Genomic DNA, 11,380 nt, shown 5'->3' with positions numbered 1-11,380 from the left:
GTGCAATCCTTGGCGGAAAAGCCTGCGGCGAAAATGAGTAAATCCGCGCCGGCAGCATTGCCATCGCTGGAGCAAGGCCTGATGGAAATCCTGCGCTTGCGCGAGGCGGGTGAGAGCAAGGCCGCTGATGAGAAGCTGCTGGCGCTGCATAAGCGCTTTCCCGAGGAAGACCTGCCGGCGCGGTTGGAGGCGTTGCGCAAGCGTTGAGTTAAACCGACGGGCTGATGATCCATTGAGAATCGCGTCTGGCGTCCTGGCGGCTACGACCATCGGGGCGCAGCCGGGCTTGGCGGCTTCTGTGCCCATTCAGACCATCTCTACAGCCACCTGATTTGACAAGCTCCAGGGAGTTTGTATAACTGGTTATACAAATCCCGGAGATGTTATGGATATTTTACGAGAAATGCCCCATGTCTTTTTAGGCAGCCGTCTCAAGCGACTTGCCGAGCAGATGCAAGCAGATGCGAGTCTGTTGGCTAGCGATGTGGGTACATTAGTCCCACCAGGGTTGTTTCCGGTTCTCGTGCTGCTCGATGGCTCCAAAGGCTGCACTGTTGGGGATCTCGCCCGAGCCATCCGGGTGAGCCAGCCTGCAATGACAAAAAGTGTAAACCGGCTGACGGACGAAGGGCTCGTTGTCTCGAGCCGGGGGGAGAAAGACAAGCGGCAGTCCCTCGTCGAACTGACGGAGGCGGGGAGGGCTGCCGTCGATCAAGGCCGCCAAGTCGTATGGCCACTGATTGATATCGTGGTTCGCGACTTATTAGCCGGGATGTCGGGTCCTTTTCTGGAACAGCTGGATACTCTGGAAAATCGCTTGGCCGAGGAGTCTCTAGCTGAGCGCGTTGATCGCCTTAACCCTGTCAGCTTGCGACCCGCTTGTGATGCAGATGTTGCTGGAGTCGTTTTATTACTCAATCGGGCATATCGCGGCGAAGGGGAAGGAGCAGGGTGGACGACAGAAACGGGTCTGATTAGCGGAGATCGTATTTCGGAAACAACGCTCAGGACTGAGATTGCACAGAAACCGCTCGCTTCGTTATTGGTATGGAAGAAGCGAGAAAACATCCTCGGGTGTGTATGGGTTGAGCCAGTGCAGGCGGGGACTTGGTATCTCGGGTCATTGGCAATCGATCCAAAAAAACAGAATGCTCAGTGTGGACGGCGCTTGCTCGCCGCCGCGGAGCAATGGTGCCAATCACGCGGCGCTGAGTGTATTCATATGACGGTGCTTGAAGCGCGGGACACGTTGATAAAGTGGTATGAGCGTCGGGGCTATTGCAAAACAGGTGAAACCGAACCTTTTCCTTATGACGACGACAGGTTTGGGGTTCCCATCCGACCGGGTCTACAGTTCGAGGTCATGAAGAAAGTGCTGGAAACCTCAGCGATTCACTCGATGCATCAGGTATTGAACACATGATATAGCCAGAAACAAGAAAGCCCGCACAGGGCGGGCTTCTTGGGGTGTTTCGTAGACTGTCTGAGACAGGTCTAGACTGCTATATGGTGCACCAGGCGGGATTCGAACCCACGACCCCTGCCTTCGGAGGGCAGTACTCTATCCAGCTGAGCTACTGGTGCGACGCGGGCGCCATGATACTCATATGCAATGCGGGCGTCCATGCTGCTGATTTGCCGGTGTTTTCATAAGCCTAGGTGGGCATCGGCTACGCTGATCAGAAAAAACGGGCAAATTCGGTTTTTTCGTTCTTTTTTTCGAACAGGCTCTTGTCCTTCACCCCCATCGGCCCTAGGATTCGTTTGAGATTTCAAACGCTCTTGTCTGGGTGCTGAACCGCACGTCTGTGCTTATGTGCGTTATTTCTGTGCTTCAGCCCGGTGAATGATTTCCCTGACGGCAGCCCCCGAGGCGCCTTTCTACAAATCTAATTCGCTCCGCGTGCGCGCGGTGCTGTTAAGGAAAGCCGACATGCAGCTTAAAGACACCCAGTTGTTCCGCCAGCAAGCCTTTATCGATGGCGCTTGGGTCGATGCGGACAATGGTCAGACGATCAAGGTCACCAACCCGGCGACGGGCGAAGTGTTGGGCACCGTGCCGAAGATGGGCGCGGCCGAAACCCGCCGGGCGATTGAAGCCGCCGACAAGGCACTGCCGGCCTGGCGTGCACTGACCGCCAAGGAACGCGCCAACAAGCTGCGCCGCTGGTACGAATTGCTGATCGAAAACCAGGACGACCTCGGTCGCCTGATGACCCTGGAACAAGGCAAGCCACTGGCCGAAGCCAAGGGCGAGATCGTCTACGCTGCCTCGTTCATCGAGTGGTTTGCCGAAGAAGCCAAGCGCATCTACGGTGACGTGATTCCCGGCCATCAGCCCGACAAGCGCCTGATCGTGATCAAGCAGCCGATCGGCGTGACCGCGGCCATTACCCCGTGGAACTTCCCGGCGGCGATGATCACCCGTAAAGCTGGTCCAGCCCTGGCTGCCGGTTGCACCATGGTCATCAAGCCGGCTTCGCAAACCCCGTTCTCGGCCCTGGCCCTGGTGGAGCTGGCGCACCGTGCTGGCATCCCGCAAGGCGTGTTGAGTGTAGTGACCGGCAGCGCCGGCGACATCGGTGGCGAGCTGACCAGCAACCCGATCGTGCGCAAGCTGTCGTTCACCGGCTCGACCGAGATCGGTCGCCAACTGATGGCCGAATGCGCCAAGGACATCAAGAAAGTCTCCCTGGAGCTGGGCGGCAACGCGCCGTTCATCGTGTTCGACGACGCGGACCTGGATAAGGCCGTCGAAGGCGCGATCATTTCCAAATACCGCAACAACGGTCAGACCTGCGTCTGCGCCAACCGCCTGTACATCCAGGATTCGGTGTACGACGCCTTCGCCGAGAAACTGAAAGTGGCGGTGGCCAAGCTCAAGATCGGCAACGGCCTGGACGATGGCACCACCACCGGTCCCTTGATCGACGGCAAAGCGGTCGCCAAGGTGCAGGAACACATTGCCGATGCGGTCAGCAAAGGCGCGACCGTGCTGTCGGGCGGCAAGGCGATGGAAGGCAACTTCTTCGAGCCGACCATCCTGACCAACGTACCGAAGAACGCCGCCGTGGCCAAGGAAGAAACCTTCGGTCCGCTGGCGCCGCTGTTCCGCTTCAAAGACGAAGCCGAAGTGATCGCGATGTCCAACGACACCGAGTTCGGCCTGGCTTCGTACTTCTATGCCCGCGACCTGGGCCGTGTGTTCCGTGTGGCCGAGGCCCTGGAATACGGCATGGTCGGCGTCAACACTGGTTTGATCTCCAACGAAGTCGCGCCGTTCGGCGGCATCAAGGCGTCGGGCCTGGGCCGTGAAGGTTCCAAGTACGGCATCGAGGACTACCTGGAAATCAAATACCTCTGCCTGGGTATCTGATCCGCTTCAAGCGCAAAGGGCACGAGAGCGCTGTCCCTTTGCGTGCTTCACCCGTTCTGTTTCTTGTGGTCGGGAACGCTGTGGCAGTCGATCATCGCATGCTGTCGCAGTTGCCTTTCCGCCATGTATTCCTTGAGCCACGCCGACCGATGAGCGGCGAATGAGGACTGTAATGAGCAAGACTAACGCTGACTTGATGGCCCGCCGTACCGCCGCTGTTCCACGTGGCGTCGGCCAGATTCACCCGATTTTCGCCGAGTCGGCGAAGAACGCCACGGTCACCGACGTTGAAGGTCGTGAATTCATCGACTTCGCCGGTGGTATCGCCGTACTGAACACCGGCCACGTGCACCCGAAAATCATCGCCGCCGTGACCGCGCAGTTGAACAAGCTGACCCACACCTGCTTCCAGGTCCTGGCCTACGAGCCGTACGTGGAAGTGTGCGAAAAAATCAACGCCAAGGTGCCCGGTGATTTCGCCAAGAAAACCCTGCTGGTCACCACCGGTTCCGAAGCGGTGGAAAACGCCGTGAAGATCGCCCGCGCCGCCACTGGCCGTGCCGGTGTGATCGCCTTCACCGGCGCGTACCACGGTCGCACCATGATGACCTTGGGCCTGACCGGTAAAGTCGTGCCGTACTCGGCTGGCATGGGCCTGATGCCCGGCGGTATCTTCCGCGCGCTGTACCCGAACGAACTGCACGGCGTGAGCATCGATGATTCCATCGCCAGCATCGAACGCATCTTCAAGAACGACGCCGAGCCGCGTGACATCGCCGCCATCATCATCGAACCGGTACAGGGCGAGGGTGGTTTCTATGTGGCGCCCAAGGAGTTCATGAAGCGCCTGCGCGCCCTGTGCGACCAGCACGGCATTCTGTTGATCGCTGACGAAGTCCAGACTGGCGCTGGCCGTACCGGCACCTTCTTCGCCATGGAACAGATGGGCGTTGCCGCCGACCTGACCACCTTCGCCAAATCCATCGCTGGCGGCTTCCCGTTGGCCGGTGTGTGCGGCAAGGCCGAGTACATGGATGCCATCGCCCCAGGTGGCCTGGGCGGCACCTATGCCGGTAGCCCGATCGCCTGTGCGGCGGCGTTGGCGGTGATGGAGGTGTTTGAAGAAGAGCACCTGCTGGACCGCTGCAAGGCTGTGGGCGAGCGTCTGGTCACGGGCCTCAAGGCTATCCAGAAAAAGTACCCGGTCATTGGTGAGGTCCGTGCCCTGGGCGCGATGATCGCCGTGGAGCTGTTCGAAAACGGCGACACCCATAAGCCGAACGCCGCGGCAGTGGCCCAAGTGGTGGCCAAGGCACGTGACAAGGGCCTGATCCTGCTGTCCTGCGGCACCTACGGCAACGTTCTGCGGGTGTTGGTGCCGCTGACCTCGCCGGACGAGCAACTGGACAAAGGCCTGGCGATCATCGAAGAGTGTTTCTCCGAGCTCTGATCTGACGAACGCTGACTGTGCACTGATCCACAAAAAAACCCGCTTCGGCGGGTTTTTTCATGTCCGCGGGCTTATCCCGCAGGTTTGAGCTGTCTGGAACGGCCTTCATTGTCTAAGGTGCATGTATGGCAAGGGAGCGATGTTGCAATGACTGCTGTGGTTTTACCCGCTGTACCGCGTGTGTTGATCGCCGAGGCCGACCCGGCGTCCCGGGAGATGCTGGAGCAAGTGCTGTCGGGCGTGCGCTGCGATGCCCGAGTGGACACCTGCGGCGAGGGGCAACAGGCCCTGGATTTGCTGGCGCATAACGTGTACGACCTGGTCATCGCCGATTGGGAACTGCCGGGTGTCGATGGCCTGACGATCCTGCGTGGCCTTCGCCAACAGCATCGAGCTGCGCCGTTGCCGTTCATTCTGATGAGTCGGCGCAACGACAGCGCCAGTGTGCGTGAGGTCGTTCCACTGGCACCGACGGCGTATTTGACCAAGCCGTTGAACCGGGAAGGCCTGACCTTGCGTTTGCAAGGGTTGTTAGTGGGCGGCGGTGAAGAAACCTCCAATGCTGCGCCGGTCCCGGGGCCGGGGCTGACCTTGCCCACCTTCCTGGAACGTCGGCGTGACCTGTCCGAGGGCGCGCCCTTGATGACCGATGTGCAAGTGGCGGTCAAGCGCAGCCTCAACCCCGGCGGGCTGGATCTGAAATTGCTCGAAGAAGAGCTCCGCACCGACCCGCAGATCACCGCGGTGCTGATCGCTGCGGCTAACAGCGCTGCCCAGCATCAGGGCGGTGGCCCGGTGCAGACCGTGGCCCAGGCGCTGCACCAGCTCGGCACCGGGCAAAGCATGAACCTGATCCTCGGCCTGACCCTCAAGCGCTGCGCCCGGCTCAGCGTTCCGTGTCTGGCGGATTATGCCGAGCGTTACTGGACACTGTCGCTGCACACCGCCGAATACGCCCGGACGATGGCGCGGTTGTTGGACCTGGAGCAGGAGCGTTGTTATTGCGCCGGGTTGTTGCATCGCCTGGGCGACCTGGCGTTGCTGCGCTGCCTGGAAGAGTGGAAACAGGCCGGTGGCGAGCTGGAAGAACCGGAGGAAGTCGGCGACTCGCTGGACACGTTCGGCGCCAGTTTCGGCTCGGCGTTACGTGCCCGCTGGCGTCTGCCGTTGGAGCTTCGGGAGTTGATCGCGGCGGTCTATAGCCTGGGGGGCGGGGTGTATTCCCGTGAAGCCTTGGTGATGAACATGGCAGCGCAGATGGCGCATCTGCCCGCCCATGAGGGTCTTGAAGAGCTGGCCCGTGGCCGCACGGCACGGTTGCTGAAGATCGGCTTGCCAGAGTTGACACGGTTGCGCCGCAAATAAAGCCAGCGCCCAACCCTGTGGGAGCGAGCTTGCTCGCGATGGCGGCATGACGGTCACCCCATCATTGAATGTCAGGCCCTCATCGCGAGCAAGCTCGCTCCCACAGGATCCGTGGCATGACTGGATTCAATTGCACTGCGATTGGCGTCAAGCCGCGATGATGCGGTTCTTCCCCTTGCGCTTGGCCTCGTACATGGCCGCGTCGGCGCGGGAGAACAGGCTGTCGAGGGACTGGTCTTCGGGGGTAATGGCGGTCAGGCCCTGGCTGACAGTAATGCCGAAGGTCTGTTCGCCCCAGCGGAACATCAGGCGCTGGATTTCCCGTTGCAACCGCTCGGCTACTTGCAATGCCATGTCGGGGGCGCAGCCAGGGAACACCGCAGCGAACTCTTCGCCCCCGATCCGCCCGAACAGGTCGCCGCGTCGCAGCACGGACCGGCCGCTTTCGGCGATCTTCTGCAACACGGTATCGCCTTCCTGATGACCGTAGGTGTCGTTGATCACCTTGAAGTCATCGATGTCCAGCAACAGGAACGCCATGGGCGTCCCTTGTAGCCGCGCCTGCTCGAACTCACGGTGGGCGCATTCGAAAAAATGCCGGCGATTGCTGCTCTGGGTCAGCACATCGGTGGTTGCCAATCGCTGCAGCTCACTTTCCAAGAGCTTCTTTTCGGTGATGTCCTCGGCGATGCCGACCACGATCACCGGTTGCCCAGGCTCGGCCTGGCGGTTGATGAAGCATTTGTCGCTCAGCCAGCGAACCTGGCCGTCGCCGGCGATGATGCGGTATTCACGGTCTTCGACGGCCCCCTTGACCAGCACTTCGGCCAGGCTGCGTTCGGCGTACTCAAGGTCGTCGGGGTAGATTGCGTCGCGCCATTCGTTGTAGTCAGCCAGGACCAGGCCGGCGGGGCGGCCGAAGATCCGTTCGTAGGCGGGGCTGACATACAGCACTTGTCGGGTTTCCCAGTTGAACGCCCACAGCACGGCATTGACGCTGACCAGCAGCGAGCTGAACAGTTGTTCGCGTTCGCTCAGGCGCGCCACTTCGCCCTGGGCGTGCATCAGCGCCATGAGCGTCTGGGCCGCCTCGGGCCAATGAGGTAGGGAGTAATCCTGTAGGTTCTTGTCGACCATCGGCACAAATCTCAAAGAGCGTGCACTGCTGTTGTTTTGCACGCACTTTTCTCCAAATCCCGCCTGGATGGCGAAGTGCTCTTTGAGATAGGGGATTCGGGGCGAAGTTCCTTTTCAGGCGACGAAGGGCGTGGGGATTTAGCGAGTCAGATGCCAAGTGTTGGACCTGTGGCGAGGGAGCTTGCTCCCGCTTGAGCGCGAAGCGCTCACAAGAAAAGAAGGGCTGCTGCGCAGCCCAGCGGGAGCAAGCTCCCTCGCCACAAAAAGCCCTCATCCACAGTGGTGGCGTTGCCTGGTCAGGCCGTGGCAGGCCGTAGCGAGTAGGTCTTGAGCTGGTCGGCGAAGTCCCGCAGGGACTGGATGCCGCTGGCTTCGGCCTCGTTGACCCATTCCTTGATGGCGGCGAGCATGTCGTGGCCGTTGCTGCTGGTCTTGACCCAGATCTGCTGCAAGGCCAGACGTTTCTCGTAGATCACCTTCAGTGCCTGGCTGTGTTCGAGCATGTTCTGGATTCGCACGTGGTGACGGTCGTCCAGCAGGCTGGTTTCCCGCGACAGCAGCCGTTTGGCCCGGTGGAACTGGTGACGCACCGAGTGATCGACTTTTTCCAGTTCCTGCTTGACCAGCGGCGCGATGACCAGCCGGCGGTACTGCGCCATGATCTGGAAGCGGTTGTTGAGGATCGCCATGGCCGTGTCCATGTCCAGGTGGCCCTTGCCTTCGACCCGGTGGGCGATCGGCGCAACGCGCTGGACCTTGGCCAGGCGCAGGAAACTGAACACCCGGATCCAGGCCCAGCCCAGGTCGAACTCCCATTTACGTACCGACAGCTTGGCCGAGTTGGGGTAGGTGTGGTGGTTGTTGTGCAGTTCTTCGCCGCCGATCAGGATGCCCCAGGGCACCAGGTTGGTCGCCGCGTCGCGGCATTCGAAGTTGCGGTAGCCCACGGCATGGCCCAGGCCGTTGACCACGCCAGCGGCCCAGACGGGAATCCACATCATCTGGATGGCCCAGATGGTGATGCCGATGGTGCCGAACAGCAGCAGGTCGATGACGCCCATGATCGCCACGCCCAGCAGCGGGAAGCGGCTGTAGAGGTTGCGCTCGATCCAGTCGTCGGGGCAGTTCTTGCCGTAGATGCGCAGGGTTTCCGGGTTTTCCGCTTCGGCGCGATACAGCTCGGCGCCTTTGCGCAGCACGGTGGACAAGCCCTTGATGACCGGGCTGTGAGGGTCATCCTCGGTTTCGCATTTGGCGTGGTGCTTGCGGTGGATGGCGGTCCACTCGCGGGTGTTCTGCGCCGTGGTCAGCCACAGCCAGAAACGGAAGAAATGTTTGAGACCGGCGTTGAGCTCCAGGGAGCGATGGGCCGAATAACGGTGCAGATAGACCGTGACGGCAATGATCGTGACGTGGGTCATCAGCAGGGTGACTGCCACCAGTGACCAGGCCGACAAGCCAAGAAAACCTTCGTACCACATAGGCTGTAGGGCCCTCGATAAAGATAGAAACCGCCGTTGCATTATCACCAGCCCCACAGATAAAACCAGTCGGCCTTTCAGATAAGAGTGGCTGAATGTTTCTTCCTCTATAATCCTCCTCTTTGTAAGGACATGGATGGCCGAATGCCTGCCTATCAACGCAGTGCCATGCGCGTAGCGCTGCTTTATCTCGTGCTGTCAGTCGTCTGGCTGCAGCTGGTTGGTTATTTATTGAGCAGTTTCTTCGATCAATTCGTCGACAGGCAGCGCTGGCTCCTGATCAACGGGTATGCCTGGATCCTGTTTAGCGCCGGGCTGATCTTCCTGGCCCGGGCGCGGATCTCGCGGTTTTTCGCCAAGGGCGAGCACGGTGCCGATCGCGAGCGCCTGCGCCAGGCCGCCGCCGTCTTCGATTGCACCCGCGAAGGGGTGTTGGTGACCGATCGCAACGGCTTGATCGTGCATGTGAACCGGGCTTTCATGGCGATCACCGGTTATGCCCGGGACGAAGTGCTGGGCCAGCGCCCCAATCTGTTCAAGTCCGGTCGCCATGGGCCGGATTTCTATCGCGACATATTTGCCGCCCTGGCCAGCCTGGGCGAGTGGAGTGGCGAGATCTGGAATCGGCGTAAAAGTGGTGAGATCTACCCGCAATGGCAGACGATCCGCGTCATTCACGATGACAACGGCCAAGTCAGCCACTATGTCGCGGTGTTTTCGGACATCAGCGCCATCAAGGATTCCGAGCACGAACTGGCCTACCTGGCCCATCACGACCCGCTGACAGGCTTGCCCAACCGCCTGCTGTTTTCCGACCGCACCGAGCAGGCCTTGGCGTCGGCGCAGTTGCACAAGCGTGGCTGTGCCCTGTTGCTGGTGGACCTGGATCACTTCAAGAACATCAATGACAGCCTCGGCCACAACGTCGGCGATGAGTTGCTCAAAGGCGTGGCCGAGCGATTTCGCGGGCTGTTTGCCCCGGGCGTGACCCTGGCCCGGCTGGGGGGCGACGAATTTGCGGTGCTGGTGGAAAACTGTTCCCAGCCTGGTCAGGCCGCGGCGTTGGCCCGGCGCATCCTCGACGCCTTGAAAGAACCGCTGCAGTTCGATGAGCACGCGTTGTTCATCAACGCCAGCATCGGCATCAGCCTGTTTCCCGGTGATGCCCTGAACGCCGGGCAACTGTTGCGCAATGCCGATTCGGCGTTGTTCAAGGCCAAGAGCGCCGGACGCGACGGCTACGCCCTGTATACCGAAGAACTTACCGCCCATGCGCAGCAACGGGTCGAAATTGCCTTCGAACTGCGTCGTGCGCTGCAGCAGCAGGAGTTGCGTGTTCATTACCAGCCAGTACACGACTTGGCGAGCAGCCGTCTGATCGGTGTCGAGGCGCTGGTGCGCTGGGAGCATCCCACACGGGGGCTGGTGTCGCCGGCCGAGTTCATTCCCATCGCCGAGCGTACCGGCCTGATTGCCCAGGTCGATGCCTGGGTCATGGACCAGGCTTGTCGGCAGATGTGCCGGTGGCAGCAGGCGGGCGTGGCGTTGTCGTTCGTCGCCGTCAATGTCTCGAGTCGGTTGTTTGCCCATCGCGAATTGTACGAGCAGGTTGCCCAGGTGCTGCACGACACGGGCCTGGATCCGGCCTGCCTGGAACTGGAAGTGACGGAAAGCGCGGTGATGGAAGACCCGGAGGTGGCGCTGGAGCAGATGCACCGCCTGCGGGAATTGGGCGTGCGCCTGGCCATCGACGATTTCGGCACGGGCTATTCGTCGCTGCTGCGGCTCAAACGCTTGCCGGTGCAGAAGCTCAAGATTGATCAGGGCTTTGTCGCGGGGTTGCCGTGGGATGAGGATGACGCGGCGATCGTCCGGGTGATCATCGCCCTGGCCCACAGCATGGGCATGCAGGTGCATGCCGAGGGCATTGAACAGCGCGAACAAGCGGCCTTTTTGCTGGGGCAGGCGTGTGAGCTGGGGCAGGGCTATTGGTTTGGTCGGCCGGTGGCGGCGGCGCAGTTGGATTGGGACTGCGCGCCGGTCATTGCTTGATCGTCCGTGGCATTGATGTTGACTGACCCTCCGCCATCGCGAGCAAGCTCGCTCCCACCGTTGTTTTGTGTTGCCTGTGATAGGCGCGCTAACCCGCTTCCCCTGTGGGAGCGAGCTTGCTTGCGATGGCGCAATCACACCCGCCGCAGGGGGGGCGGAAAGCTCAGTGTCATTTTGGTTATATAAAAATTCTTAAATAGTCTTTTTAAGAATATCCGCACTTATCTAGTATTGCTCCCACGCCGCAAGCAGTGCCGCCCACTGCCAGGCATTCATTTAAAGGAGCAGCAGCATGAGCGCATCTCTACGTAGTGTTGACGGCCAGGACGAAGCAACCATCTTGCGCGAGATCCAGAGCGCGTTGCGCGATCTACGCTTTGGGGCAGTGGAAATCACCGTGCACAACGCCCAGGTGGTCCAGATCGAACGCAAGGAAAAATTCCGGCTGCAGCAGCCGAGCCATAAACCGGGCTGAAACAGTCTGGTTGTGGGAGCAAAGCTTGCTCGCGAAACAGGCGC

Annotated in this window: 8 protein-coding genes, 1 tRNA gene and 1 pseudogene; 7 read left to right on the top strand and 3 right to left on the bottom strand. The window is 60.6% G+C overall.

Going from position 1 to position 11,380, the window contains the following annotated elements; translation table 11 throughout:
- Positions 1 to 207 (top strand): annotated as a pseudogene (locus J4E53_RS27630) (hypothetical protein); the annotation flags it as partial.
- A 178-nt stretch (positions 208 to 385) separates the two neighbouring features.
- Positions 386 to 1,423 carry a bifunctional helix-turn-helix transcriptional regulator/GNAT family N-acetyltransferase gene (locus J4E53_RS27625; protein ID WP_060739769.1) on the top strand — a complete coding sequence of 346 codons (1,038 nt, stop codon included), beginning with the start codon at positions 386 to 388 and terminating at the stop codon, positions 1,421 to 1,423.
- An 84-nt stretch (positions 1,424 to 1,507) separates the two neighbouring features.
- On the opposite strand, the gene J4E53_RS27620 is transcribed toward J4E53_RS27625, so the two are convergent.
- Positions 1,508 to 1,584 (bottom strand) — tRNA-Arg (locus tag J4E53_RS27620).
- A 349-nt stretch (positions 1,585 to 1,933) separates the two neighbouring features.
- Here J4E53_RS27620 and gabD point away from each other — a divergent pair.
- The 3 genes from gabD (at position 1,934) to J4E53_RS27605 (ending at position 6,191) form a co-directional block, all read left to right on the top strand.
- A complete protein-coding gene (gabD, locus tag J4E53_RS27615) occupies positions 1,934 to 3,376 on the top strand; it encodes an NADP-dependent succinate-semialdehyde dehydrogenase (protein WP_003196484.1) in 1,443 nt (480 codons plus the stop codon).
- 172 nt (positions 3,377 to 3,548) lie between these two features.
- Entirely contained in the window at positions 3,549 to 4,826 is a 1,278-nt protein-coding gene (gene gabT, locus J4E53_RS27610) for a 4-aminobutyrate--2-oxoglutarate transaminase (protein WP_060739768.1), read from the top strand.
- A 147-nt stretch (positions 4,827 to 4,973) separates the two neighbouring features.
- Entirely contained in the window at positions 4,974 to 6,191 is a 1,218-nt protein-coding gene (locus J4E53_RS27605; RefSeq protein ID WP_060739767.1) for an HDOD domain-containing protein, read from the top strand.
- 147 nt (positions 6,192 to 6,338) lie between these two features.
- Here J4E53_RS27605 and J4E53_RS27600 read toward each other — a convergent pair whose 3' ends face one another.
- Together J4E53_RS27600 and desA are read right to left on the bottom strand one after the other, a co-directional pair.
- Positions 6,339 to 7,328 carry a sensor domain-containing diguanylate cyclase gene (locus tag J4E53_RS27600; protein WP_103311136.1) on the bottom strand — a complete coding sequence of 330 codons (990 nt, stop codon included), beginning with the start codon at positions 7,326 to 7,328 and terminating at the stop codon, positions 6,339 to 6,341.
- 296 nt (positions 7,329 to 7,624) lie between these two features.
- Positions 7,625 to 8,809, bottom strand: a complete 1,185-nt coding sequence (gene desA, locus J4E53_RS27595) for a delta-9 fatty acid desaturase DesA (protein ID WP_060739765.1) — start codon at positions 8,807 to 8,809, stop codon at positions 7,625 to 7,627.
- A gap of 144 nt (positions 8,810 to 8,953) precedes the next feature.
- Here desA and dibA point away from each other — a divergent pair, with 144 nt between their 5' ends.
- Both dibA and oscA read left to right on the top strand, forming a co-directional pair.
- Positions 8,954 to 10,861 carry a phosphodiesterase DibA gene (dibA, locus tag J4E53_RS27590; RefSeq protein WP_103311134.1) on the top strand — a complete coding sequence of 636 codons (1,908 nt, stop codon included), beginning with the start codon at positions 8,954 to 8,956 and terminating at the stop codon, positions 10,859 to 10,861.
- A 292-nt stretch (positions 10,862 to 11,153) separates the two neighbouring features.
- Entirely contained in the window at positions 11,154 to 11,336 is a 183-nt protein-coding gene (gene oscA / locus J4E53_RS27585) for a sulfur starvation response protein OscA (protein WP_042732574.1), read from the top strand.
- Positions 11,337 to 11,380: the final 44 nt, after the last annotated feature.

The organism is Pseudomonas sp. FW305-28 (assembly GCF_017351395.1).
GTDB classification, from domain to species: Bacteria; Pseudomonadota; Gammaproteobacteria; order Pseudomonadales; family Pseudomonadaceae; genus Aquipseudomonas; species Aquipseudomonas fluorescens_AA.
Note: the sequence above shows the minus strand (reverse complement) of the source record. Positions and strands in the feature narration are given on the sequence as shown.